The organism is Acidovorax sp. SUPP2825 (assembly GCF_030158995.1).
Taxonomy (GTDB): Bacteria; Pseudomonadota; Gammaproteobacteria; order Burkholderiales; family Burkholderiaceae_C; genus Paracidovorax.
On the sequence record NZ_BQXK01000002.1, the window covers coordinates 15,844 to 40,027 of the forward strand.

Consider the following 24,184-nt stretch of genomic DNA (forward strand, 5'->3'; position numbering starts at 1 on the left):
CAATACTAGGGCATGAAGGGGTTTTGACTCAAAAACCGCTCCACACCCAGTCGAACCGCACGTCCAGCGGCAACTGGTGGATGCGGTAGGCCGCGGGCAGCGGCTCCAGCGGGCGCAGGCGCACCACGATCGACGGCATGCGCGGCGACAGCGGCGAGACGCGCTCGGCAGGAAGGCGTTCGGCCTCGGCCACCACGCCGACCACCTCGGCGCGGATGCGCCCGCCGTCCATGAATTGCAGGCTGGCCTGGCGCCCCACCTGGGCGTAGCGCGCCTCGTTGGGCAGCACGTAGGCGTGCACCATGGGCGCCCCGCGCCCCTGCAGCACGGCCACGTCGGTGCCGGGCACCACCCACTCGCCGCGGCGAACGAGCTGGCGCACCACGGTGGCGTCGAAGGGCGCGACCACGTCGGGCGACGGCAGCGCCGCGCCGGCGGCCAGCGGCCCCGTGCCCGCGTTCGTGCCCGGCGCCCCCGGGGCCGCGAGCGGCACGGGGCTCTGGGCGCGCAGCGCCGCCTGGGCGAGTGCGCGGTCGCGCGCCACCTGCGCGGCGGTCTCGGCCCGTTCTGCCCGCGCGCGGTCCACGCCGGCCTGGGCCTGCATCGCCTGCAGGCGCACGCCATCCAGCTCCTGGCGCGTGGCCGCGCCCTGCAGGCGCAGGCCTTCCATGGTGCGCACGCGCTCCTGGTGCAGAGCCGCCTGCCGCAGCGCCAGGCGCTCGGCCTCCTTCAGCCCGGCCAGGCGCGCGGCCTGGCCCTGCGCCACGGCCTGGGCCACGGCCGGATCGGTGGCGGCGGCCAGCGGCGCGGCCAGGGCCGTGGAGGCCGGCGCCCCCGCGGCCGTGGGCGGCTCCAGCACCATCACCGGCTGGCCTGCGGGCACGGTCTCGCCCACGGCCACGATGCGCGCCACGCGCCCGGAGGTGTGCACGCCCACGGCCACCTGCTCGGTGACGACGAAGCCGGGCGCCGTCTCCCACCAGTAGGCGATGGCGAAACGCATCAGCAGATAGGCCGGCGCTGCGAGCACCATGGCCAGCAACAGGTACCAGCGCCAGCGCGGCACTTGCCGCTTGGCGGCGGCGTAGCGCACCGGCAGGCCGTTGGCCTCTTGCGCCGAACCCGGCGGAATGTCGAACTGGATCTTCACGGGGCCGCCCCTTCAAAATCTTCCCATGCCTGCACGACCACGCCGGCGAACGCCGGCAGGTCGGACAGGGACTGTGCAAGCGCGCGCCAGCGCTGCAGGGCTGCGGCGCGGCCCACGCCATAGCTGCTTTCCTCGCGGGTGAGCGAGTCCTCCATGCTCTGGGCCACCGCCACCCGCAGGCCGGGCACGGCCTGCCGCACCAGCGGGCGCGCCAGTTCGGCCGCGCGCTCGGGCCGGCTCACGTAGACCATGGCCACGACCTCGGTGGCGCCGGCGGCCTGCAGGCGCTGCGCGAGGCCGGGCACCTGCAGCTCGCGGTAGTGCGTGGTCAGCGCCAGGGGCCAGGGCGTGGCGGCGCGCACCGCGCGCAGCGTGGCCACGGTGCCGTCCTCCCAGCCGGGCTGGTCGGCGGCGTCGAGCTGACTGCGCTCCAGGTCGAGGTTGAGCCCATCGAACGGCAGGTGGCGCAGCGGCGCCAACAGCGCCAGCAGGGCCTCGCGCCCGGCGGGCAGCACCCAGCTGGGCTCGCCCAGCATCAGCTCCACCGCCATGCCCCGATCGTGCGCGTGCTCCAGCAGGCGCCGCAGGGCGGCGCGGCCCGGCGGGCGGGCCAGGGCGCGCAGCTGCGCGCTGGTGAAGGACAGCAGCACGCGCTGGCTGTCCTGCGGCATGGCGTCGAGCCGGGCGGGCCGGTCCAGCAGCGCCTGCCCGCTCCAGGAGAACCACCCCAGGCCCGGCGCACGCGCCTGCGACGCCGGCTCGCCCCGCACCGCCGGCGGCAGCGCGGACAGGGCGGTGAGCGCGGGCGCGAGCAGGTCGGGCAGGGGCTCGGCCGCGCCCGGCTGCGGCGGGCAGGGGCTGCCGAGCGCCAGCACGTCGAGCGCGGCCAGCGCCCGGCGCTCCGAGCCGTCGACGACCTGCAGCGAAGCCTGGTAGAGGGCGTAGCGCGCCATCAGCAGGCGCGAGTAGCCGTCGCCGTCGAAGGCATCGAGCCGCAGGCGCGCCACGCGCAGGCCCTCCTGGGCGGCCTGCAGCCGGTTCAAAAAGCCGGGCATCTCGCCGCCGCGCAATTGCCAGTCGGCCAGGGCCTGGTCCAGCACCGAGCGGTATTCGCCCAGGCGCAGTTCCATCAACTGATCGGCCCGGTCGCGCTCGCTCTGCAGCTGGCCCCGGGCGGCGTCGCGCTGCGCGCGCCACTCCAGGGGCATGGAAAAGTCCACGCCGACGACGGTGCTGCGGCCCGGCTGGCCGCCGATGTCGCGGCTCACCGATTGCGACAGCGACACGCCGGCCTCCAGGCCCGTGTGCTGCGCGTTCTCCAGCTGCGCGGCGGCGGTGTCGCGCTCGGTGCGGGCCTGGGCAATGGCGGGGTCGTCGCCCGCCTGCGCGAGCAGCGCCTCGCGGTCCATGCAGCGCGCGGGCCAGCCCGGGATGGCGGTGTCCACCCGCGCCACGGGCTGCCCCGCCAGCCGCGCGAGCGTGCGCAGCGCGCTGGACTGCGCGGCGCGCTGGGCATCGTGCGCGGCCTGCACGCCATCGAACAGCGCCGACAGGTCGAGCCGGTCGGCCTCCAGCATCACGCCGGCCTGGCGCCGGTGCAGCAGCTGCGCCTCCACGGGCGCGCGAACGGACAGGAATTCCTGCGCCAGCAGGCGCCGCTGCAGGCTGTGCGCGAACCGCACATAGGCCTGGCGCACGGCCAGCCGCACGTTCCGCTGCGCCTGGGCCTGCCGCAGCCGGCCCAGCGATTCGGCGCCCTCGGCCTCGCGCACGCCACGCTGCTGGGCCTCGCGGCTGCCCAGCAGCGGCCAACGCACGCCGACCTGGGCCTGGCCGCGCTGGTAGTCGCGGCTGGTGGTGTCGGTGACGGATTCGCGCACGCCCCCGAGGCTGGCGCCGCCGAACACGCGCGCGCCCTGCCCGGCGCGCGCCGCGCCGGTGCGCTGCGCGGCCACGTCGGCCTCGGCCTGCGCCAGCCGCACGGCCGGGGCCTGCACCTCGGCCCAGCCTTCCAGCTCCGCCAGGGTGGCAGGCGCCTGGGCCAGCACGTCGGCGGGCAGTGCGGGCGGTGCCTCCAGCGCCAACACGGGGGGCACCAGCGGCGGGGCCGGCGCGGCCGCCGGCGCGCCCGCGCCCCACCCCAGCAGGCACAGCACCGCGGCCCATGGCAAAAGACGTTCCCCCAGGCGATGCGGCATATCAGAACTTGGTTTTGCGCAGCACCCACCAGGGGGCCATCGCGGAGTCCAGGTGGGTCTTCAGGAAGACCTCCTGCAGGATCGAGAACGTGCAGTGCACGCGGTTGACGAAGGCGAAGAGCGGAAACAGCGGCAGGAACCGCAGGTAGGCCGCGTCGTGCCGGGGCCGCTCGGACACGGCCACGAGGTACAGCAGGAAATAGAACAGCAGCGCCGCCAGGTACACCGCGTAGACGAACCCCAGCACCCCCAGCACCGCCCCCACCGGCAGCGTGAACAGCATCACGCCGGTGTACGCCACGATGAGGAAGGGCATGAGCACCTGCATCACCAGGCCGTTCACCACCACGAAGAGGAAATTGCGCCAGCCCAGCAGGCGCGGCCGCAGGTTCAGGCGGAACTTGCGGATGAAGATGTAGAACATGTCGCCGTCCCAGCGCAGGCGCTGGCGGAAGAACACGCGCCAGGTGTCCGGCGCATCGGTGTGGCCCACGGCGTGCGGGTCGAACACGATGCGCAGGCCCGGATGGCGCCCGAAGTACTGCTTGATGCGCATCGTCATGTCCAGGTCCTCGGCGGTGCCCGCGTCCCAGCCGCCCAGGTTGCGGATGAAGCTGGCGCGGAACACGCCGAACGCCCCGGAGATGTTGTTGACGATATTGAACTCCGAAAGCCCCGTCTTGCCCGCCCCGATGGACAGCATGTATTCCAGCGCCTGCATGCGCGCGGCCAGCGAGCGGCGGGCGTTGCGCACGCGCAGGCTGCCGGCCACGCCCACCACGCCGGGGTCGTCGAAGTGCCGCGTGGCATTGCGCACCATGTCGTTGTCGAACGAGGTGTCCCCGTCCAGCGCCATGACGATCTCGCCGCTGGCGATCGACAGGCCGGCGTTCAGCGACGACACGCGGCCGCCGCGCTGCCACTTGGGCAGCACCACCAGCGCGCGCCGGCGCGCACCGGCCAGCAGTTCGCGCGCGCCGCGGGCCGCACGCAGCGTGGGCTCGTTCTGCACCGCGCCGTCCACCACGGCGATGATCTCGATGAAGCCCGGGTAGATCTGCTGGGCGAGCGACTGGATGGTCTTGCGCACGTCGTCGCCCTCGGAGTAGCAGGTGATGACGCAGGACACGCGCGGATAGCGCTCGCGCTGCAGGTAGGGCCGGTGTTCGCGCAGGCCGTACTTCACCATGCCCGCGCACACGAGCAGGAAGAACGGCGCCTCCAGCAGCACCACGAACGGGAAGAACTTGAGCGCCAGCTCCACCCACGACTGGTGCGTCGCGCTGGAAAACAGCGTGACGAACGCGAACACCACCTGCTCCCACATGCGTTCAGGCCCCGTCGCGCAGCCGCGCCATCAGGTCCGCGGCCTGCTCGCCGGAGCGCAGGCCGCCCGGCACCTCCAGGTGCCGGATGCGCGTGCGCAGCGGCATCGCGGCCGCGCCGCCGCCCGCGCCCTGGAGCGACGCCTGCAGGCGCGTGGCCAGCCCCTCGGGCGAGGAGAACGGCAGGAAGAGCCACAGGCATTCCTCCTGCGTGCGCGTGGTGATGTCCGAGGTGCGCAGCAGTTCGTGCAGGCGCCGCGCGAACTCGTCGAGCATCAGGAACACGCGCGAGGCGCCTTCGCGTTCGATCACCTCGGCCGCGTTCTGGAACTCCACCAGCATCAGCGCGAAACGCATCTCGCCGTGGCGCGCATGCGTGGCCAGCGCCCAGTCGAGCATGCGGCGGAAATCGGCGGGCGGCACGTAGTGCGCGGAGTCGAGCGCGGCGAACGATTCCTGGATCTGCCCGGCACGCAGCGCGGCGCGGCCCTGCGGGCTCAGGCGCAGTGATGAGATCTCGCGCACATCCAGCGTGCTGGGCTCGGCCGTGGTGCGGCAGTCCAGGCAGCGGGCCACCACCTGGGTCTCCACGAACACGTGGTGGCAGCTGCCGCAGGCGTACTGCGTGAGCGGCCGGTCGTAGTCCACGCCGATGTGCCGCAGCATGGCGTTGCACTTGGGGCACGAGAGCGCGCCATCCGCATGGAAGTCGGCCTCGGGGGCCACGTGGCCGCAGGCGAAGCAATGCAGCGAGGGCGACTTGCGGATGTGGATGCTGGTGCAGTGCGGGCACACGTCCAGGTAGTGGATGTGCGCGCTGCCGCAGGTGCGGCAGTGCCGCGTGCGGTCCACCAGCTCGGCGGGCTCCAGCAGCCGGCGCCGCGTGAGGCCGGCCAGGCACGCATCGGCATCGTCGCCGGGCCGGGCCAGCGCCTCGACCATCGGGTAGCGATAGAGCGCCAGGCTGGCGCGGTCGCATTGCGGCTGCAACTGGGCGCCGTCGCGCAGGCACAGGAAATACAGCACCCGCTCGTCGAAATGCAGGGCCGCAGGATCGAGCGGCAGGCTGCGCCGCACGGCCAGGCACAGCTCGCTGGCGGCCAGGGCGGCGGCATACGGCGCGGCGCCATCGGCCAGCCAGGGCGGGGCCGCATCGCCGGGCGCCACGAACAGCGGGCGGTCCCACCAGACGCTGGCGCGCAATTGCGCCGCCAGCGCGGCGGGGACATCGCCCTCCCAGCCGTCCAGGTAGAACCCCAGGGGCTCCGCGCCAGAGTCCGCGAAGGCCTCCCATGCACTCCAGGCCCTGGCCCTCGACTCGCCGGCCGCCAACTGCCCGGAAGGCCGCAGCACCACCATCGTTTCCAACGCCACGGCCGGCGTGATTTCAACATTCAAAACAACTATCCATTCGCGTTACGCCATAGAGCATGGCCGGCCGCATTCTAAGAGTGGGCCTTCCCGCACCCGGTAGGACAAGGCCGTCCGCAAGCCAGTGCTGTGCAACCCTTTGCAAGCGCCGGCGAGTTCCGCCAGCGTGCAGCGGATCGAGCAGGGCTGCGTGCTGATGAACAAGGCCGGGGCCACCATGACGGAGGTGGTGTCGTCCATCTGCCGCGTGACGGACCTCATGCAGGAAATCAGCGCGGCCAGCAACGAGCAGGCGATGGGCGTCGCCCAGGTCGGCAAGGCGGTGTCGCAGATGGACCAGGTCACCCAGCAAAACGGCAGCGTGGTCGTGCAGATGGCGGCGTCCGCCAGCGGCATGAAGGACTGCACCAGCGCCCTGCTACAGGCCGTGGGGTGTTCCGGCTGAATCAGGAACACGCCGAGGCCGGTTCGTCGCCGCCACTGGGCTGGTCACGCCGGGCCTGAGCGTGGCGCGGCCCCTTCCTCAGGCCTCAGGCGTCAGGCGGGGGCCGCCCTGGTGCCGAAGAGGCCCGTGCCGACCCGCACCAGGGTGCTCCCCGCGTGGATCGCGGCCTCCAGGTCGGTGGTCATGCCCAGCGACAGCGTGTCGAACGCCGCGAAGCCCTCGCCACCCTCCCCCCGGATCTGGTCGAACAGCGCCTTCGCCGCCGCATGGACCGCCAGCTGCGCGGCGAAATCGGGGGCCACGTCCGGAATGCTCATCAGGCCCCGCAGCCGCAACCGTGGCAGCCGCGCAACAGCCTGTGCCAGAGCCCGGGCCTCTGCCGGTGGCACGCCCGCCTTGGTCGCACCGCCGTCCACATTCACCTGGATGCACACGTCCAGCGGCGCCAGGCCGGCGGGCCGCTGCTCCGACAGGCGCTGCGCGATCTTTTCGCGGTCCACGGTGTGGACCCAGTCGAAATGCTCGGCCACGTGCCGGGTCTTGTTGCTCTGCACGGGACCGATGCAATGCCACTGCAGAGGCGGCGCCCAGGGTATGGCGCCGCCCCGCAGCGCGGCGATCTTCGCCACGCCTTCCTGGATGTAGTTCTCGCCGAACGCGCGCTGCCCGGCCTCGGCGGCACGGCGCACGGCGTCGTCGCCGAAGGTCTTGGAAACGGCCAGCAAGCGCACGCTGGCGGGGTCGCGCCCGGCCGCGGCGCAGGCCTGCGCGATGCGCCCAAGAACCTGTTGGAGGTTGTTACCAATCGTCGTCATAATGATTCCTCTGAGCGTACCAAACGACCGAGGGACCCCGTGGACATCACCCAACTGCTGGCATTCAGCGTGAAGAACAAGGCTTCTGACCTGCACTTGTCGGCGGGCCTTCCACCCATGATCCGGGTCCACGGCGACGTGCGGCGCATCAACGTCGATGCGCTCGACCACAAGACCGTCCACGCCATGGTCTACGACATCATGAGCGATGCGCAGCGCAAGGCCTACGAAGAGTTCCTGGAAGTGGACTTTTCCTTCGAGATCGAGGGCCTGGCGCGCTTTCGCGTCAACGCCTTCAACCAGAACCGCGGCGCGGCCGCCGTGTTCCGGACCATTCCGAGCAAGATCCTGACGCTGGAGCAGCTCAACGCCCCCAAAATCTTCGGCGAACTGGCCTTGAAGCCGCGCGGCCTGGTGCTGGTCACCGGCCCCACGGGCTCGGGCAAGTCCACCACGCTGGCGGCCATGGTCAACTTCCTGAACGAAAGCGAATACGGCCACATCCTCACGGTGGAGGACCCGATCGAGTTCGTGCACGAATCCAAGAAGTGCCTGATCAACCAGCGCGAGGTCGGGCCGATGACGCTGTCGTTCGCGGCCGCCCTCAAGTCGGCCCTGCGCGAAGACCCGGACGCCATCCTGGTGGGCGAAATGCGAGACCTGGAAACCATCCGCTTGGCCATGACGGCTGCGGAAACGGGCCACCTGGTGTTCGGCACGCTGCACACCTCCAGCGCCGCCAAGACCATCGACCGGATCATTGACGTGTTCCCCGCCGAGGAAAAGGAAATGGTGCGGGCCATGCTGTCCGAGTCGCTGCAGGCCGTCATTTCGCAGACGCTGTGCAAGACCAAGGACGGCCAGGGCCGTGTCGCGGCGCACGAGATCATGCTGGGCACCAGCGCCATCCGCAACCTGATCCGCGAGGCCAAGGTGGCGCAGATGTACTCCACCATCCAGACCAGCAGCAGCGCCGGCATGCAGACCCTCGACCAGAACCTGACCGATCTGGTCCGGCGCAACGTCATCAGCCCGGCCGAGGCGCGGGGCAAGGCGAAGATCCCCGACAACTTCCCGGGTTGATGCACACCGCATCCCCCACCGTCCACCCACCCCAGAGATTCGCGGCCTTTTCCAGGCGGCACACCGGAGCATCCCCTATGAAAGGCATCCTCGGCCTGTTGAAGGCCAAGACCCGCGGCGGCAAAGCGGCGGAAGAAGGCGGCGACTCCGTCTTCTTCACCACCGCCTTCGCCGGACAAGGCGTGGACGACGCCATGCTGGTGCCCTGGGAAGCCCGTGCCGTCGAGGTGGGCGCCAGGCGCATGGCCGCCAGCCGCGGCGGCAAGCTGCTGCAGGCGCTGTGGTCCAAGGACAAATACATGGCGCACCTGGACCGGGACGCCGTCGAGCGCATGGAGCGCTTCTTCGAGTTTGCGGCCGTCGCGCTCAACCGCGATGTGATCCGCCAGGACGAGTACGGCAACTTCATGGTGGTGCTGCTCACCGGCACGATCGCCGTCGATCGCGTGCAGCCCTGGGGCGAGCACCTGCGCTTGGCGGAAACCCGTCCCGGCGATATCCTGGGCGAAATGTCGCTGCTGGACAGCGGTATCCGCTTTTCGGCCTGCACCACGCTGACCGACTGCGAGATCGCGGTGCTCAGCGCGGAGGCCATGGACGACATGATGACCAAGGACCCCCAGCTGGCCGCCAGCCTGGTGGCCCTGCTGGCACGCAAGCTCTCGCTGCGCCTTCGCGTCGTGAGCGCCCGCCTGTCCGACAGCCAGAAATGACGCACCGCGCTGCAACCACCCCAGGGAGAGCTGATGGAACGCGATCAGGCCAGTAAATTCATCAACGATCTGCTCAAGCTCATGGTGAGCCGCGGCGGCAGCGACCTGTTCATCACGGCCGAGTTTCCGCCCGCGATCAAGGTGGACGGCAAGGTCACCAAGGTGTCGCCCCAGCCGCTCACACCCGCCCACACGCTGACGCTGGCGCGCGCCATCATGAGCGACAAGCAGGTGGCGGACTTCGAGCGCACGAAGGAGTGCAACTTCGCCATCTCGCCTGCCGGCATCGGGCGCTTCCGCGTGAATGCGTTCATCCAGCAAAGCCGCGTCGGCATGGTGCTGCGGACCATTCCGCTCACGCTGCCGACCATCGACGGGCTGGGCGTGCCGCAGGTGCTCAAGGAAGTCACGATGACCAAGCGGGGCCTTTGCATTCTGGTGGGCGCCACGGGCTCGGGCAAATCGACCACGCTGGCGGCGATGGTGGACTGGCGCAACGAGAACTCGTTCGGCCACATCATCACCGTGGAAGACCCGATCGAGTTCGTGCATCCGCACAAGAACTGCGTGGTCACCCAGCGCGAGGTCGGGCTCGATACCGACAGCTGGGAAGCCGCCCTCAAGAACACGCTGCGGCAGGCGCCGGACGTCATCCTGATGGGCGAGATTCGCGACCGCGAAACCATGGAGCATGCGGTCGCCTTCGCAGAAACCGGCCACCTGTGCCTGGCCACGCTGCACGCCAACAGCGCCAACCAGGCGCTGGACCGCATCATCAACTTCTTCCCGGAAGAGCGGCGCGCGCAGCTCCTCATGGACCTTTCGCTCAACCTGCGCGGCATGATCTCCCAGCGCCTCATCCCCAAGCAGGATGGCAAGGGCCGGGCCGCCGCGGTCGAGGTGATGCTGAACACCCCTCTGATCGCCGACCTGATCTTCAAGGGCGAAGTCGCCGAGATCAAGGAGATCATGAAGAAGAGCCGGAACCTCGGCATGCAGACCTTCGACCAATCGCTGTTCGACCTGTTCGAGGCCAACGTCATCACCTACGAAGACGCGCTGCGCAATGCCGATTCGCTGAACGACCTGCGCCTGCAGATCAAGCTGGGCAGCCAGCGCGCCAAGACCACCGACCTGGCCTCGGGCACCGAGCACTTCGCCATCGTCTGACGCCAGTCGCCCCACCACCCGCCCTTGCCCGGCGGGTTTTCTTTTTTCTGAAATGGAGCCCTCTCCCATGCCCAGCACGAATCCCCGCAGCTACGATGCCACGCCTTCACGCAAGGTCGCCTTTCTCGGCCTGGGCGTCATGGGCTACCCCATGGCAGGGCACCTCGCCCACGCCGGCCACTCCGTCACCGTGTACAACCGCACCGCCGCGAAATCGGCCGCCTGGTGCGAGGAGTTCGCGGGCAGCGCCGCGCCCCGGCACGCCCCCACGCCGCGCGAAGCGGCCCAGGGGGCGGACATCGTCTTTTGCTGCGTCGGCAACGACGATGATCTGCGTTCCGTCACGCTGGGTGCCGACGGCGCATTCGCCGGCATGCAGCCCGGCGCGGTCTTCGTCGATCACACCACGGCATCGGCCGAGGTCGCTCGCGAGCTGTACGGCGCGGCGCGCACGCTGGGACTGCAGTTCATCGATGCCCCCGTGTCCGGTGGCCAGGCCGGGGCCCAGAACGGCCAGCTGACCGTGATGTGCGGCGGCGACGCCGGCACCTTCGAAAGCGTGAAGCCCACGGCGCTGGCCTTTTCTCGGGCCTTCACCCGCGTGGGCGACAGCGGATCAGGCCAGTTGGCCAAGATGGTCAACCAGATCTGCATCGCCGGCATCGTGCAGGGCCTATCGGAGGCCATCGCCTTCGGCCAGCATGCCGGGCTCGACATGCCACTGGTGCTGGATGTCATCGGCAAAGGGGCCGCACAGAGCTGGCAGATGGACAACCGCGGCAAGACCATGGTGGAGGGCCGCTTCGACTTCGGCTTCGCCGTGGACTGGATGCGCAAGGACCTCGGCCTGGTCCTCGACGAATCCCGCCGCAACGGCGCACGCGTGCCGGTCACAGCGCTGGTGGACCAGTTCTATGCCGATGTGCAGCAGCACGGCGGCGCCCGGTGGGACACCTCCAGCTTGATCACGCGGCTGGGGCGCCAGAAAACGAACGGATAAAAGAACCGATCGCTCAGCCCGGCCGCCCCGGGCCGCGCCTTCGTGGCGGTGGCCAGCGGTCCGGTGTCGGAACCGCTTCTTGACGAACTCGCTGGCAGCCGACGCTCAGCGGACCGGCACGTTGGGCGAAGCGTCCGTGGTGACCGGCGCGGGACGCTGCTGCGCGAAGCCACGCTCCAGTTCCTGCTGCGTGATGATCTCGAACACGCGCACGACCTTGCGCACGCCGTTCACGCCCCGGGCAATGTCGGAGGCCCGGTCCGCCTCGCGCTGCGTCACGCGTCCCATGAGGTACACCGTCTCGCGCTCGGTGACCACCTTGTAGGCACTCGCGAACAGGTCCTTGGCATCGACAAAGCTTGCGCGCACCTTGCCGGTGATCAGCGTGTCATTGGAACGCTGCGTGAGGGAACTGGGGGGCATCACGGCCAGGTCGTTGACGACCGAGCGCACGTTCTCCACGGCCAACGCGGTCTGCTCGAGTTTTTCCTTGTCCTGCGCGGTCGGCACTTCGCCCGTCAGCAGCACTTGCCGGTTGTAGCTGGTCACATTGACATGGACGCGGTCGCCGAAGGTGTCGCGAATGCGGTTGGAGGCACGCAGTTCGATGCCTTCGTCCTCCACCTGCGTGCCCGTCGTGCGCCGGTCCGACGCCATCATGCTGCCCATGACGGCAGCGCCGCCTACCACCAGCGGAGCACATGCCGAGAGGGCCGCCCCCAAGGCGCCCACGGCCAGCAGGGTGCAAGTCAATCGGGTCAATCGGGTCATCGGGAAGCTCATAGCGGTATCTCCTGTTCACCAAGTAATTGGGCGTCCACGCCGTCGCACAGGCAGTGCAGGACGAGCGAATGCACCTCCCGCACGCGTGCGGCGCGGTCGTGGGGCACGGCGATCAAGACGTCGGTCTCGCGCAGCATGCCGGCCAGCCGGCCGCCGCTGCGGCCCGAGAGGGCGACGATGGTCATGTCTCTTTCATGCGCTGCATCGCATGCGGCCAGCAGCGGCAGGTCATTGCCGGACTCCGACAGTGCCAGCAGGACATCGCCCGCGTGCCCGAGCGCGCGCACCTGGCGCGCCAGCGCGTCGATGTCCGGGCCCTCCAGGTCTGCGGGGGTCCAGATCGCGTCGGGCGCCAGTGCCATGGCGGCCAGTTCCGGCCGCTCCCGCTCGAACCCGGCCACGCACAGTGCCGCAAACTGCTGCGCCTGCGCCGCGGCCGGGCCGCTGCCGCAGGCAAGCACCTTGCCGCCGCTGGTGACGCAGGCGAGGATGGCCTGCACAGCGGAAGCGATGGGATGGCTCAGGGTCTGCGCGGACTGGTATTTGAGGTCGGCGCTGTCGATGAAATGCTGTTGGATGCGTTGCTCTAGCATGAGACAAAGATGATACCCGGGGGGTCGGCGCCGTTTGGGTCAACCATGGACGGCAGGCGTAAAACACTGCATCCTGTTTGACTCCAACCAAGGGCTCGAAGCGTTACTGCGCCTCGAAGGCGCCACGCAGCCACTGCACTGAATCGCCTTCCACCAGGACCGCATCGAATCGACATGGCGGCGGTGCAGGCAGGCGCATCAGGTAGCAGCGGGCGGCGAACACGATCCGCTGCTGCTTGGTCCGGCCGATGCTGGCACCCGCGCCGCCAAACGCGCTGCTGGCGCGGCTTCGCACTTCCACGAACACCACCGTGCCATCGCGATCCCGCACGATCAGATCGATCTCGCCGCCGCCACGCCCGGGCGTTCGATAATTGCGCTCGACCAGCCGCAGTCCAGCGGCTTGCAGGTGGGCCAACGCGAGGTCTTCGGCAGCATTGCCGACCACGCGCGTGGTGGCCACCGGTTTTTTCCCAAGGAATCTCATTGAGCGCCTCTTTCGCTTCAGCCCTGAACGCCGCACGCGACGCGGCGGCTGCGCAGCATTATCCGCAAGGGGCTCTGTACGTGGTGGCCACGCCCATCGGCAACTTGGCCGACATCACACTGCGGGCGCTGCACGTGCTGCAACTGGCCGACACCATCGCCTGCGAAGACACCCGCCACACTCAGGCGCTGCTGCGTGCCTACGGCATAGAAAAACCCGGCAGCCAATTGCTGGCGGTGCACCAGCACAACGAGGCCGAGGCATCGCATGCGGTGGTGGAGCGTTTGCGCGCGGGGCAGCGGGTGGCCTACGCCAGTGACGCGGGCACCCCGGGTGTTAGCGATCCGGGGGCGCGGATCGTCGCTGCCGTGCATGCAGCAGGGTTGCGCGCCGTGCCACTGCCAGGGGCGAGCAGCGTGACCTCGGCACTCAGCGCAGCAGGCGCCGTGGCCCAGGGGACCGAAGGTTTTCTTTTTGCCGGATTTCTTCCGACCAAGAGCGGTGAGCGGGCAACGGCAGTGCAGCAGCTCGCCACGGAAACCCGCTGTGTGGTGCTGCTGGAGGCCCCGCACCGCATCGCCGAACTGGCACAGGCCCTTGTCATCCTGGGAGAACGGCAGGTCACGCTCGCCAGGGAGCTGACCAAACAGTTCGAAGAAATTGCCACCCAGCCCGCCCATGCCCTGCCCGCCTGGCTGGCCAGCGGACCACAACGCTCGCGGGGCGAGTTCGTGGTGCTGTTGCATCCGGTGCAGGCAGCGCAGGACGATGGCGACAGCCTGCGCGTGCTGAAGTTGTTGATGCAGGAACTCCCGCTCAAGACCGCCGTCCGCCTGGCGGCCGAGATCACAGGGGCATCGCGCAATGCCCTGTACCAATCGGCTTTGGCGCTCAAGCAGGAAGGTGGAGCACAGGCCTAGCGGACCTGGCACATGCCAAGCGATGCAATGCAGCCACTGGCGATGGTGAACGCATCCCCCTGCAAGCAAGTCCGTTAGCCGACCGTGTACGCAAGTCCGGACGCCACGCCGCCGAACAGGTCGCCTTCCATCTGAGTCACGTGTGGGAAGGCCTTCTTCAACGCGGTACGCAGTGGACGTAATGCAGAAGAGCCACCCGTGAGATAAATGGCATCGATGCCATCGGCATCCAGTCCGGCCTTGCGCAGGCATTCCTGGGCGCAATCCACGATCTGCTGCAAAGGCCCTTCCAGTTGCGCCTCCAGAACATCGGGTGAAATGAAGGATTGCAGATCGGATTCGAGCCAATCCAGCACGATTAGTTCTTCAGCGCTGTTTTGCGACACCGCGATCTTGGCCTGCTCCACCGCATTGGCCAAACGGTGCCCCCATCGCTCGTTGAGCACCTCCATCAATCGGTCGTGCAGGCGAAGGTCTGCATAGTCGGTCCGAAGGGCTTGCGCTTCCCTCAGGGCTTTGGCGCTGTACAGCCACTGGATCAGGTGCCATGTCGATAGATCGAAGAACACGCGGCTGGGGACCTCCCGACCACTGGGTCCGATGTGGCGCAAACCGAGCAGCGGCATGACCTGAGCCCGGCTCAACCGCTGGTCGAAATCGGTCCCACCCAAGTGCACCCCGGAAGTGGCCAGCACGTCGGAACTGCGATCGGCCAGCAGAGCACGTTCGGGGCCGAGGCGCACGACGGTGAAATCCGAGGTCCCCCCGCCAATGTCCACTACCAGCACCAACGATTCCTGTGTGATCCGCTGTTCATGGTCCAGCGCCGCCGCGATGGGCTCCAGTTGGAAGGAGACATTGGTGAACCCGGCATCCAAGGCCGCCTGCCGCAAGGCGTCTTCCGCCTGCGCATCACGCGCTTCGTCGCCATCCACGAAGTGGACAGGCCGCCCCATGACAACGCGGTCCGGCATCGCACCCAGCGCTTGCCGGGCCTGTCCCGCCAACGTGCGCAAAAACAGCGCGATGATGTCCTGATAGCTCACCATGTTCTGGTACACCGCCGTCTTGTCCTGCAGCAGCGCGCTGCCCAGAAGGCTTTTCAGCGACCGCATGAGCCGCCCTTCGGTGCCTGCGAGGTAATGCGCCACGGCATCGCGCCCGATGTGTGTTCGATGGTCTTCCGTGTTGAAGAACAGGGCGGTCGGCAATGTGGTTGCGGCCCCTTCCAACGGCAGCAATGTGGCCACGCCCCGGCCCCGTCTCAGCGCCATGGCGGAATTGGAGGTGCCGAAATCAATGCCAAGCGTGGTTTCTTCTGAGGATGTCATCGTGAACAAGGAGAGATGGGCATCAACCCCTGGATGGATAAGACGGCATCAGAGCATCGAGAAGCTGTTGGCAAACACACCTTCTTAGCGTTGCAGCGCGCCAACACGAAGCCTCTGGATCGATGAAAGATGCAGTGCTTCACCCGCTTGACTAGAGGCTAGCTAAAGCTCTCTATCAGTATTTATCCAGTGAGTTAAACGACAAAAAACAAAAAAGCCCACTGTTTAGTGGGCTTTTTTGAGAGCGTTTCCGCTTTATTGGTTGCGCGAGGAGGATTTGAACCTCCGACCTTTGGGTTATGAGCCCAACGAGCTACCAGACTGCTCCATCGCGCGGCAAGAGATAAATTATAACCTACTTTTATGCTTCTGCAGAAGCATTTGAGGTTTCTGCAGATTCTTCTGCACGATCAACCAATTCGACATACGCCATAGGTGCATTGTCACCCACGCGGAAACCCATCTTCAGGATGCGCGTGTAGCCGCCTGGACGTGCCTTGAACCGGGGGCCGAGCACGTTGAACAGCTTGGTCACGCTGTCACGATCACGCAGGCGATCGAATGCCAAGCGGCGATTGGCCAAAGTGTCTTCCTTTGCCAGGGTGATCATGGGTTCCACCACACGGCGCAGTTCCTTGGCCTTGGGCAGCGTAGTTTTGATGGCCTCGTGCTCGATGAGCGAGTTCATCATGTTCTGCAGCATCGCGAGTCGGTGCGAGCTGGTGCGATTGAGTTTACGAAGGCCGTGTCCGTGGCGCATGGTGCTTTCCTTATAAGTAATTAAATCGAGCAGCCGTATCAGGTACTGCCCAAGGCACTGGCTCCCATCGAGGGAGCCCAGAATTATAACTTAACGCTTGTCCAGGCCTGCAGGTGGCCAGTTTTCCAGCTTCATTCCCAGAGTCAAACCACGGGAAGCCAAGACTTCCTTGATTTCATTGAGCGACTTACGGCCCAGATTAGGCGTCTTCAGCAACTCGTTCTCGGTGCGCTGGATCAGGTCACCGATGTAGTAGATGTTCTCGGCCTTCAGGCAATTGGCAGAGCGCACCGTCAATTCCAGCTCGTCCACAGGGCGCAGCAAGATCGGATCGAAAGTTGCACTGCCGCGAGGGCCTGCCGGCGCATCGAATGCCGCCAATTCGCCGCCCTCGAGCTGCGCAAACACAGCCAGTTGCTCCACCAAAATCTTGGCGGATGCTCGCACGGCATCTTCCGCCGTAATGGCACCATTGGTCTCGATTTCGACAACCAGCTTGTCCAGATCGGTGCGCTGCTCGACGCGGGCGCTTTCCACGGTGTAGCTCACGCGCTTGACCGGAGAAAAAGATGCATCCAGCACAATGCGGCCGATCGACTTCGTCGATTCGTCGGCATAACGGCGCAGATTGCCCGGCACATAGCCACGGCCTTTTTCTACCTTGATCTGCATGTCCAGCTTGCCGCCCTGCGACAGATGGGCAATGACGTGATCCGGGTTGACGATTTCAACGTCATGGGGCGTCTGGATATCCCGCGCCGTGACCACGCCCTCACCGTCCTTGCGAAGGCTCAGCGTGACTTCATCGCGGTTGTGGAGCTTGAACACCACGCCCTTGAGATTCAACAAGATGTTGACAACATCTTCCTGCACACCATCGATGGATGAATACTCGTGCAAGACACCTGCGATCGTGACTTCCGTTGCTGCGTAACCCACCATGGACGAGAGAAGAACACGGCGAATGGCATTGCCCAGAGTGTGGCCATAGCCGCGCTCAAAGGGCTCCAACGCGACCTTGGCACGATTGTGGCCAAGCTGCTCGACATTGATCGCCTTGGGTTTCAGCAAATTGGTTTGCATTCAGACTTCCTCTCAATACCCCCAGCTCGTTACACCGGTAAGGCTGGTGAAGCGCCTATACCGCGATGCCTCGCGGTATAGGAACAATTTTCTCGAATGTGCGCTAAATGCTTAGCGCGAATAGAGTTCAACGATCAGGGATTCGTTGATGTCAGCGCCGAATTCGTCACGATCCGGGACCTTCTTGAAGATACCTTCGGCCTTGTCGGCATTCACTTCCACCCAAGCTGGCATACCCACTTGCTGGGCCAGCTGCAAGGCTTCGACCACGCGACCTTGCTTCTTGGACTTTTCACGCACAGCCACCACATCGCCCGTCTTGACGAGGTACGAGGCGATGTTGACGGATTGGCCGTTCACCGTGATGGCCTTGTGCGAAACAAGTTGGCGTGCTTCTGCGCGCGTGGAACCGAAGCCCATGCGATACACCACGTTGTCCAGGCGGGATTCCAGCAGGAACAGCAGGTTGGCACCGGTGTTGCCCTTGCGGCGATCAGCGGCTTCGAAATAGCGGCGGAATTGCTTTTCCAGCACGCCATACATGCGCTTGACCTTCTGCTTTTCGCGCAGTTGCAGACCATAGTCGGACGTGCGAGCACCGGAGGTGCGGCCATGCTGACCTGGCTTGGAGTCGAACTTGGCCTTGTCCGCGATAGAGCGGCGAGCGCTCTTCAGGAACAGGTCAGTGCCTTCACGGCGGGAGAGTTTGGCCTTGGGGCCGAGGTAACGTGCCACTTGAGCTTCCTTGGATTGTCATCTTCCGCAACATCATTGCGGGAGCCACCTGCTGCTAAAGCAATCAGGTGGCGGTGGGCTTATAAAAATTAGATGCGACGGCGCTTTTGCGGACGGCAGCCGTTATGGGGAACCGGCGTCACGTCAGAGATCGACGTGATGCGGATACCCAGGGCGCCCAGCGCGCGCACCGACGATTCACGACCAGGACCTGGGCCCTTGATCTCGACATCAAGATTCTTGATGCCTTGTTCAATGGCAGCACGACCCGCGACTTCGGATGCAACCTGTGCAGCGAACGGCGTGGACTTGCGCGAACCCTTGAAACCTTGACCACCCGACGACGCCCAGGACAAGGCATTGCCTTGGCGATCGGTGATCGTGATGATGGTGTTATTGAACGAAGCATGCACGTGCGCGATACCGTCCGAAACGTTCTTGCGAACCTTCTTGCGAACGCGCTGTGCAGCGTTATTGGCGGGAGACTTTGCCATGTTGATCTTTCAATCTTTTTACTTCTTCAGCGCCGCAGCACCCTTGCGCGGCCCCTTGCGGGTACGAGCATTCGTGCGCGTACGCTGACCACGCATGGGCAGACCGCGACGATGCCGGAAGCCGCGGTAGCAGCCAATGTCCATCAAGCGCTTGATGTTCATCGTGGTTTCGCGACGCAGATCACCTTCGATGGTGAACTGCGCGATCTGATCGCGAATCTTTTCGAGATCGCCGTCCGTCAGATCCTTGATCTTCTTGGAATAAGCGATGTCACAGGCTTCGCAGATCTTGCGAGCGCGGGTGCGACCGATGCCAAAAATGGCGGTCAAGCCGATTTCAGCATGCTGATGCGGCGGAATATTAATGCCAGCGATACGTGCCATATGCGTCCTCTAATACTTTCAATCAACCTTGGCGCTGCTTATGGCGCATGTCCGTGCAGATCACGCGCACCACACCTTTGCGGCGGATGATCTTGCAGTTGCGGCAGATTTTCTTGACCGAAGCCGAAACTCTCATTTCATTCTCCTAAAACTCGTCTTTTCGTCCCGGCCCACTGCGCGGAACACAATTTGCGCCCGCGATGACTCGGAGGCATCAATAAACCGTATCCACCAAGGCCAACCCGCCACTATAGCGCATTTGCCAAGATTCCACTTGTGACTGACTCAGCTGCCAAGCGTTGCTTTGAAGTTGGCCTTCTTGAGCAACGACTCGTACTGCTGCGACATCATGTAGTTCTGCACCTGGGCCATGAAGTCCATGGTGACCACCACAATGATCAGTAAAGAGGTGCCACCAAAATAGAACGGCACGTTGTACTTCAAGATCATGAACTCGGGAAGCAAGCACACAAAGGTGATGTACACCGCTCCAGCCAGCGTCAAGCGAACCAGGATCTTGTCGATGTAGCGAGCCGTCTGTTCTCCAGGACGAATCCCAGGAATGAAGGCACCACTCTTCTTCAAGTTGTCTGCAGTCTCCCGGCTGTTGAACACCAATGCGGTGTAGAAGAAGCAGAAGAACACAATGGCTGCTGCGTAGAACATCACATAGATCGGCTGACCCGGGGTCAGCGCTCCAGAAATGTCACGCAACCAACGCATCGACTCACCCGCGCTGAACCAGTTCACCACCGTGGCCGGCAACAAAATGATCGACGAAGCAAAGATCGGCGGAATCACCCCGGCCATGTTGAGCTTCAAAGGCAGATGCGACGATTGCCCGCCATACACCTTGTTGCCCACCTGGCGCCTCGCGTAATTCACGAGAATCTTTCGCTGACCTCTTTCGACAAACACGACGAAATAGGTCACTGCAGCCACGATCAGCACGATGAAAATCGCAGCCAGGATGCTCATCGCACCTGTGCGCACCAGCTCCAGCAATCCACCGATAGAACTCGGCAGCCCTGCAGCGATACCTGCGAAGATCAGGATCGAAATCCCGTTGCCCAAGCCACGCTCTGTGATCTGCTCACCCAACCACATCAGGAACATCGTGCCAGCCGTCAAGCTCACCACGGCCGTCATGCGAAACCCGAAACCGGGACTCAGCACCAGCCCTGCGGAACTCTCCAGTGCCACAGCGATGCCCAGCGACTGGAATATGGCCAAACCCAGCGTTCCATAACGCGTGTATTGCGTGATCTTGCGCCGCCCTGCTTCGCCTTCCTTCTTCAGCTGCTCGAACGTCGGAACGACGTAGGTCATCAGCTGCATGATGATCGACGCCGAGATATACGGCATGATCCCCAGAGCGAAAACCGTGAAGCGCGACAGCGCTCCACCCGAGAACATGTTGAACAGGTTCAGAATGCCACCCTGCTGGCCACTGAACAGCTGTTGCAGCTGCGCCGGATCAATGCCCGGCACGGGAATGTGCGCTCCGATGCGGTACACGACCAACGCCAGCAGCAGAAAAACCAGCCGGCGACGCAAATCGCCGAACTTACCGGTTTTCGCAATTTGAGCTGCGTTAGTAGCCACGGATGCGTTCCTTCAGAACGTATTCAAGCCAGGCTGCCGCCGGCAGCTTCGATGGCCGCTTTCGCGCCCGCCGTTGCACCGATGCCGGTCAACTTGACCGACTTGCTCAGTTCGCCACTCTTGATGACCTTCACCACCTTGATCAGCTGGCCCACCAAACCGGCGCTCTTGAGCGCCAGCAGGTCGACTTCAGCAAGACCCAGTTGGTCCAGCGCCGTCAGGGTCACTTCTGCATTGAACTTCAGCAGATGGGACTTGAAGCCGCGCTTGGGCAAGCGACGCTGCAGAGGCATTTGACCGCCTTCGAAGCCCACCTTGTGGTAACCGCCAGAACGCGATTTTTGACCCTTGTGACCGCGACCCGCGGTCTTGCCCAGACCAGAACCGATACCGCGACCAACGCGGCGCTTGGCATGCTTGGCTCCGTCTGCAGGCTTGATGCTATTGAGTTCCATCATCAACCTCTCAGAGGACTTTGACCAGATAGCTGATCTTGTTAATCATGCCGCGCACTTCAGGGCTGTCCTGCAGTTCGCTGATGCTGTTCAGCTTGCGCAGGCCCAGGCCGCGTACGGTGGCACGGTGCGATTCTTTGGTGCCGATCGGGCTGCGCACCAGTTGAATCTTGACGGTTTGTTGCGTAGTCATTTGCTCAACTCCGTTCAGGCGAAGATGTCTTCGACCGACTTGCCGCGCTTGGCTGCCACTTCCGAGGGGGTCGTGGAATGCACCAGCGCATCGAACGTTGCGCGGACCATGTTGTAGGGGTTCGACGAACCGTGGCTCTTGGCCACGATGTCGGTGATGCCCAACACTTCGAACACAGCACGCATCGGGCCGCCCGCAATGATGCCCGTACCCTTGGGGGCGGGAGCCATCATCACGTGTGCAGCACCATGGTGGCCCGTCACTTGATGGTGGATGGTGCCGTTCTTGAGCGACACCTTCACCAGATTGCGGCGAGCTTCTTCCATTGCCTTTTGCACGGCTGCAGGCACTTCTTTCGACTTGCCCTTACCCATGCCGACGCGGCCATCACCGTCGCCGACCACAGTCAGTGCGGCAAAACCGAGAATACGGCCGCCCTTCACGACTTTGGTCACGCGGTTCACCGCGATCATTTTTTCGCGCAGACCGTCGTCCTGACCTTCGCTCTGCACTTTGGGTTGAAATTTAGCCATTTTGTATTTCGCTCCGCTTAGAACTGCAGGCCAGCTTCACGTGCAGCGTCGGCCAAAGCCTTGACGCGGCCGTGATAGGCAAAACCTGCACGATCGAATGCAACCTTCTCGATGCCGGCCGCCTTCGCCTTTTCAGCGATGCGCTTGCCGATGATCTGGGCAGCGGTGGCATTGCCACCCTTGCCAGAGCCACCGAGGGACTTGCGCACATCGGCTTCTGCCGTCGATGCGCTGGCCAGGACCTTGCTGCCGTCGCCGGAGATAACACTGGCGTAGATGTGAAGGTTCGTGCGGTTCACCGTCAAACGCGCCACGCCTTGCTGCGCAATGCGAATGCGGGTCTGGCGCGAACGACGAAGACGCTGCTCTTTCTTGGTCAACATGTTGCAGCTCCTTATTTCTTCTTGGTCTCTTTGATCGTGACTTTTTCGTCCGAATAACGGATGCCTTTGCCCTTGTAGGGCTCGGGCGGACGAACGGCACGGATCTCAGCGGCCAATTGGCCGACGCGCTGGCGGTCGGCACCCTTGATCACGATTTCGGTCGGGGTCGGAGTCGCAACCGTGATGCCAGCAGGCATTTCGAAGTTCACGGGGTGCGAGTAACCCACGCTCAGATTCAGCTTGGCACCTGCAGCCTGGGCCTTGTAGCCCACGCCGATCAGGTTCAGCTTCTTTTCGAAGCCCTTGCTAACACCCACCACCATGTTGTTCACCAACTGGCGGATCGTGCCACTCATGGCATTCGCTTCACGGGACTCGTTGACAGGCTCAAAGCTGAGCTTGCCGTCCTTGATGGAGACCTTCACAAGCGCGCTCTGGGTCAGCGACAGCGTGCCGCCCGTACCCTTCACATTGATCTGGTCGTCCTTGATGGACACATCCACACCTGCGGGGATGGTCACCGGCATTTTTCCTACGCGGGACATTTCAGTTACTCCTCAATGCCACGTTTAAGCGACGTAGCAAAGCACTTCGCCGCCGACACCGGTAGCGCGCGCTTTGCGATCGGTCATCACGCCCTTGGGCGTCGTGACAATTGCCACACCCAGACCGTTCATGACTTGCGGGATGGAATCACGGCCTTTGTACACACGCAGGCCAGGACGGCTCACGCGCTCGATACGCTCGATCACCGGACGACCGGCGTAGTACTTCAGTGCGATTTCAAGTTCGGACTTGCCGGCTTCGGTCTTGACCTGGAAGCCGTCGATATAACCCTCGTCCTTCAGCACTTGTGCGATGGCGATCTTCACTTTGGAAGACGGCACCAGCACGGTTGCCTTGGACACCATTTGCGCGTTGCGAATGCGGGTCAGCAAGTCAGCGATGGGATCACTCATGCTCATGTTGTATCTCTCCTGCCCGCTTACCAGCTGGCCTTGGTGACACCAGGGATGTCGCCGGCAAAAGCCAGTTCACGGATCTTTGCGCGAGCCAGACCGAATTGGCGGAACGTGCCACGTGGGCGACCGGTGATTTCGCAACGGTTGCGCTGACGCGTGGGGTTGGCGTTGCGTGGGAGCTTTTGCAGGCCCAGACGGGCTGCTTCACGCTCTTCATCGCTGCGCTTCATGTCGCTGGCAACTGCCTTCAATTCCGCATACTTTGCTGCGTACTTGGCGGCCAATTTTTCGCGCTTCAGTTCGCGCTGGATCAAAGCTACTTTAGCCATACGCTGCCTCAGTTCTTGAACGGGAAACGGAAACCAGCGAGAAGCGCCTTCGCTTCTTCATCGCTACGTGCCGTCGTGGTGATGCTGATGTTGAGACCGCGCAAGGCATCCACCTTGTCGTACTCGATTTCAGGGAAAATGATCTGTTCCTTGACACCGATGTTGTAGTTGCCACGGCCATCGAAAGCCCGGCCAGAGATACCGCGGAAGTCACGGACGCGGGGCAGAGCCACGGTCACGAAACGATCCAGGAATTCGTACATCTGAACGCCACGCAGGGTGACCATGCAGCCGATGGCCTGGCCTTCGCGGATCTTGAAACCGGCGATGGCCTTCTTGGCCTTGGTCACCACGGGCTTCTGGCCAGCGATCTTGGTCAGATCGGCGACAGCGTTGTCCATCACCTTCTTGTCCGACACGGCTTCGCTCACACCCATGTTCAGGGTGATTTTCGTCAGCCGAGGGACTTGCATCGGAGAGGTGTAACCGAACTGCTTGGCGAGTTCGGGGGCGATTTTTTCGCGGTAGTGTTGTTGCAGTCGTGCCATGTTGACTCCTTAGGCCGCCTTGATTTCAGCGCCGCTGGACTTGAACACGCGAACGCGCGCACCATCAGCCTGCACCTTGATACCTACACGATCAGCCTTGCCGGTAGCCGCATTGAAGATGGCCACGTTGGACTGATGGATCGGCATGGCCTTTTCCACGATGCCGCCGGTCGTACCCTTCATGGGGTTCGGCTTGACATGCTTCTTGACCAGGTTGATGCCGTCGATGACCAGATAGGAGTCATCCTTGCGCAGCGACACCGTGCCGCGCTTGCCCTTGTCGCGCCCGGTGAGCACAACGATTTCGTCGCCCTTGCGAATCTTGTTCATGGCGCG

31 protein-coding genes and 1 tRNA gene are annotated in these 24,184 nt (G+C 64.7%); 6 read left to right on the forward strand and 26 right to left on the reverse strand.

What is annotated here, in order from left to right; genetic code table 11:
* Window positions 1-28 precede the first annotated feature (28 nt).
* From AVAK2825_RS02505 to AVAK2825_RS02520, 4 genes are read right to left on the reverse strand one after another with little or no spacing between them, the layout of a single operon-like run.
* A complete protein-coding gene (locus AVAK2825_RS02505) occupies window positions 29-1,150 on the reverse strand; it encodes an HlyD family secretion protein (RefSeq protein ID WP_284393980.1) in 1,122 nt (373 codons plus the stop codon).
* Complete coding sequence (locus AVAK2825_RS02510) at window positions 1,147-3,348, reverse strand: TolC family protein (RefSeq protein ID WP_284393985.1); 2,202 nt, start codon at window positions 3,346-3,348, stop codon at window positions 1,147-1,149. The genes AVAK2825_RS02505 and AVAK2825_RS02510 overlap by 4 nt, the downstream gene beginning before the upstream one ends.
* A gap of 1 nt (window position 3,349) precedes the next feature.
* Window positions 3,350-4,675: a glycosyltransferase family 2 protein gene (locus tag AVAK2825_RS02515; RefSeq protein ID WP_284393987.1), complete on the reverse strand. Its 1,326-nt coding sequence runs from the start codon at window positions 4,673-4,675 to the stop codon at window positions 3,350-3,352.
* Between the two features lie 4 nt (window positions 4,676-4,679).
* Window positions 4,680-6,071, reverse strand: a complete 1,392-nt coding sequence (locus AVAK2825_RS02520) for a TackOD1 domain-containing metal-binding protein (protein WP_284393989.1) — start codon at window positions 6,069-6,071, stop codon at window positions 4,680-4,682.
* Window positions 6,072-6,210: 139 nt separating this feature from the next.
* Here AVAK2825_RS02520 and AVAK2825_RS02525 point away from each other — a divergent pair, with 139 nt between their 5' ends.
* A complete protein-coding gene (locus tag AVAK2825_RS02525) occupies window positions 6,211-6,489 on the forward strand; it encodes a methyl-accepting chemotaxis protein (protein WP_502870473.1) in 279 nt (92 codons plus the stop codon).
* Window positions 6,490-6,581: 92 nt separating this feature from the next.
* Here the strand turns inward: AVAK2825_RS02525 and AVAK2825_RS02530 are convergent, their stop codons facing one another.
* Window positions 6,582-7,304, reverse strand: coding sequence for a YggS family pyridoxal phosphate-dependent enzyme (locus AVAK2825_RS02530; protein ID WP_284393991.1), 723 nt, complete (start codon window positions 7,302-7,304; stop codon window positions 6,582-6,584).
* A gap of 39 nt (window positions 7,305-7,343) precedes the next feature.
* Between AVAK2825_RS02530 and AVAK2825_RS02535 the strand changes: the two genes are divergently transcribed.
* The 4 genes from AVAK2825_RS02535 to AVAK2825_RS02550 all read left to right on the forward strand — a co-directional run bounded on the left by AVAK2825_RS02535 (window position 7,344) and on the right by AVAK2825_RS02550 (window position 11,270).
* Window positions 7,344-8,387 (forward strand): type IV pilus twitching motility protein PilT, encoded by a 1,044-nt coding sequence (locus AVAK2825_RS02535; RefSeq protein ID WP_092744851.1) that lies wholly within the window; start codon window positions 7,344-7,346, stop codon window positions 8,385-8,387.
* A 77-nt stretch (window positions 8,388-8,464) separates the two neighbouring features.
* Window positions 8,465-9,100 (forward strand): cyclic nucleotide-binding domain-containing protein, encoded by a 636-nt coding sequence (locus AVAK2825_RS02540; protein ID WP_284394001.1) that lies wholly within the window; start codon window positions 8,465-8,467, stop codon window positions 9,098-9,100.
* A 33-nt stretch (window positions 9,101-9,133) separates the two neighbouring features.
* Window positions 9,134-10,270 (forward strand): PilT/PilU family type 4a pilus ATPase, encoded by a 1,137-nt coding sequence (locus AVAK2825_RS02545; protein ID WP_272566929.1) that lies wholly within the window; start codon window positions 9,134-9,136, stop codon window positions 10,268-10,270.
* Between the two features lie 67 nt (window positions 10,271-10,337).
* Entirely contained in the window at window positions 10,338-11,270 is a 933-nt protein-coding gene (locus tag AVAK2825_RS02550) for an NAD(P)-dependent oxidoreductase (protein WP_284394004.1), read from the forward strand.
* Window positions 11,271-11,375: 105 nt separating this feature from the next.
* On the opposite strand, the gene AVAK2825_RS02555 is transcribed toward AVAK2825_RS02550, so the two are convergent.
* The 3 genes from AVAK2825_RS02555 to AVAK2825_RS02565 all read right to left on the reverse strand — a co-directional run bounded on the left by AVAK2825_RS02555 (window position 11,376) and on the right by AVAK2825_RS02565 (window position 13,133).
* Window positions 11,376-12,053 carry a BON domain-containing protein gene (locus AVAK2825_RS02555; protein WP_487088864.1) on the reverse strand — a complete coding sequence of 226 codons (678 nt, stop codon included), beginning with the start codon at window positions 12,051-12,053 and terminating at the stop codon, window positions 11,376-11,378.
* On the reverse strand, window positions 12,050-12,646 hold the full coding sequence (locus AVAK2825_RS02560) for an SIS domain-containing protein (RefSeq protein ID WP_284394008.1): 597 nt from the start codon (window positions 12,644-12,646) through the stop codon (window positions 12,050-12,052). Before AVAK2825_RS02560 ends, AVAK2825_RS02555 begins: the two co-directional genes overlap by 4 nt.
* 103 nt (window positions 12,647-12,749) lie before the next feature.
* Window positions 12,750-13,133 carry a YraN family protein gene (locus AVAK2825_RS02565; protein ID WP_284394011.1) on the reverse strand — a complete coding sequence of 128 codons (384 nt, stop codon included), beginning with the start codon at window positions 13,131-13,133 and terminating at the stop codon, window positions 12,750-12,752.
* Here AVAK2825_RS02565 and rsmI point away from each other — a divergent pair.
* Window positions 13,133-14,053, forward strand: coding sequence for a 16S rRNA (cytidine(1402)-2'-O)-methyltransferase (gene rsmI, locus AVAK2825_RS02570; RefSeq protein ID WP_284394013.1), 921 nt, complete (start codon window positions 13,133-13,135; stop codon window positions 14,051-14,053). The two genes, AVAK2825_RS02565 and rsmI, sit on opposite strands and share 1 nt — an antisense overlap.
* Before the next feature lie 74 nt (window positions 14,054-14,127).
* Here rsmI and AVAK2825_RS02575 read toward each other — a convergent pair whose 3' ends face one another.
* The 18 genes from AVAK2825_RS02575 to rplX form a co-directional block, all read right to left on the reverse strand.
* Window positions 14,128-15,384, reverse strand: coding sequence for an Hsp70 family protein (locus tag AVAK2825_RS02575; RefSeq protein WP_284394015.1), 1,257 nt, complete (start codon window positions 15,382-15,384; stop codon window positions 14,128-14,130).
* 259 nt (window positions 15,385-15,643) lie between these two features.
* Window positions 15,644-15,720: transfer RNA gene (locus AVAK2825_RS02580), tRNA-Met, on the reverse strand.
* A 25-nt stretch (window positions 15,721-15,745) separates the two neighbouring features.
* On the reverse strand, window positions 15,746-16,144 hold the full coding sequence (rplQ, locus tag AVAK2825_RS02585) for a 50S ribosomal protein L17 (protein WP_284394017.1): 399 nt from the start codon (window positions 16,142-16,144) through the stop codon (window positions 15,746-15,748).
* Between the two features lie 90 nt (window positions 16,145-16,234).
* The gene (locus AVAK2825_RS02590) at window positions 16,235-17,227 is read right to left on the reverse strand and encodes a DNA-directed RNA polymerase subunit alpha (RefSeq protein WP_272549398.1); all 993 of its coding nucleotides are present in this window, start codon (window positions 17,225-17,227) and stop codon (window positions 16,235-16,237) included.
* Between the two features lie 111 nt (window positions 17,228-17,338).
* Entirely contained in the window at window positions 17,339-17,962 is a 624-nt protein-coding gene (gene rpsD / locus AVAK2825_RS02595) for a 30S ribosomal protein S4 (protein WP_272566916.1), read from the reverse strand.
* 89 nt (window positions 17,963-18,051) lie between these two features.
* Window positions 18,052-18,456 carry a 30S ribosomal protein S11 gene (gene rpsK / locus AVAK2825_RS02600; protein ID WP_011793799.1) on the reverse strand — a complete coding sequence of 135 codons (405 nt, stop codon included), beginning with the start codon at window positions 18,454-18,456 and terminating at the stop codon, window positions 18,052-18,054.
* Window positions 18,457-18,474: 18 nt separating this feature from the next.
* Complete coding sequence (gene rpsM / locus AVAK2825_RS02605) at window positions 18,475-18,840, reverse strand: 30S ribosomal protein S13 (RefSeq protein WP_056670935.1); 366 nt, start codon at window positions 18,838-18,840, stop codon at window positions 18,475-18,477.
* Between the two features lie 22 nt (window positions 18,841-18,862).
* On the reverse strand, window positions 18,863-18,976 hold the full coding sequence (gene rpmJ / locus AVAK2825_RS02610; protein ID WP_011793797.1) for a 50S ribosomal protein L36: 114 nt from the start codon (window positions 18,974-18,976) through the stop codon (window positions 18,863-18,865).
* A 149-nt stretch (window positions 18,977-19,125) separates the two neighbouring features.
* Window positions 19,126-20,445, reverse strand: a complete 1,320-nt coding sequence (gene secY, locus AVAK2825_RS02615; protein WP_284394099.1) for a preprotein translocase subunit SecY — start codon at window positions 20,443-20,445, stop codon at window positions 19,126-19,128.
* Between the two features lie 23 nt (window positions 20,446-20,468).
* Window positions 20,469-20,900: a 50S ribosomal protein L15 gene (gene rplO, locus AVAK2825_RS02620; RefSeq protein ID WP_272569571.1), complete on the reverse strand. Its 432-nt coding sequence runs from the start codon at window positions 20,898-20,900 to the stop codon at window positions 20,469-20,471.
* Between the two features lie 10 nt (window positions 20,901-20,910).
* On the reverse strand, window positions 20,911-21,093 hold the full coding sequence (gene rpmD, locus AVAK2825_RS02625; RefSeq protein ID WP_056670941.1) for a 50S ribosomal protein L30: 183 nt from the start codon (window positions 21,091-21,093) through the stop codon (window positions 20,911-20,913).
* Window positions 21,094-21,107: 14 nt separating this feature from the next.
* Window positions 21,108-21,626 carry a 30S ribosomal protein S5 gene (gene rpsE / locus AVAK2825_RS02630; RefSeq protein ID WP_272549406.1) on the reverse strand — a complete coding sequence of 173 codons (519 nt, stop codon included), beginning with the start codon at window positions 21,624-21,626 and terminating at the stop codon, window positions 21,108-21,110.
* 17 nt (window positions 21,627-21,643) lie between these two features.
* Complete coding sequence (rplR, locus tag AVAK2825_RS02635; RefSeq protein ID WP_272549407.1) at window positions 21,644-22,009, reverse strand: 50S ribosomal protein L18; 366 nt, start codon at window positions 22,007-22,009, stop codon at window positions 21,644-21,646.
* Window positions 22,010-22,020: 11 nt separating this feature from the next.
* Window positions 22,021-22,554 (reverse strand): 50S ribosomal protein L6, encoded by a 534-nt coding sequence (gene rplF / locus AVAK2825_RS02640; RefSeq protein WP_272566914.1) that lies wholly within the window; start codon window positions 22,552-22,554, stop codon window positions 22,021-22,023.
* Window positions 22,555-22,578: 24 nt separating this feature from the next.
* The gene (gene rpsH / locus AVAK2825_RS02645) at window positions 22,579-22,974 is read right to left on the reverse strand and encodes a 30S ribosomal protein S8 (protein WP_005793636.1); all 396 of its coding nucleotides are present in this window, start codon (window positions 22,972-22,974) and stop codon (window positions 22,579-22,581) included.
* A 20-nt stretch (window positions 22,975-22,994) separates the two neighbouring features.
* A complete protein-coding gene (gene rpsN, locus AVAK2825_RS02650; RefSeq protein WP_272549410.1) occupies window positions 22,995-23,300 on the reverse strand; it encodes a 30S ribosomal protein S14 in 306 nt (101 codons plus the stop codon).
* 8 nt (window positions 23,301-23,308) lie between these two features.
* Window positions 23,309-23,848: a 50S ribosomal protein L5 gene (rplE, locus tag AVAK2825_RS02655; protein ID WP_272566913.1), complete on the reverse strand. Its 540-nt coding sequence runs from the start codon at window positions 23,846-23,848 to the stop codon at window positions 23,309-23,311.
* A 9-nt stretch (window positions 23,849-23,857) separates the two neighbouring features.
* On the reverse strand, window positions 23,858-24,178 hold the full coding sequence (gene rplX / locus AVAK2825_RS02660) for a 50S ribosomal protein L24 (RefSeq protein ID WP_272549412.1): 321 nt from the start codon (window positions 24,176-24,178) through the stop codon (window positions 23,858-23,860).
* Window positions 24,179-24,184: the final 6 nt, after the last annotated feature.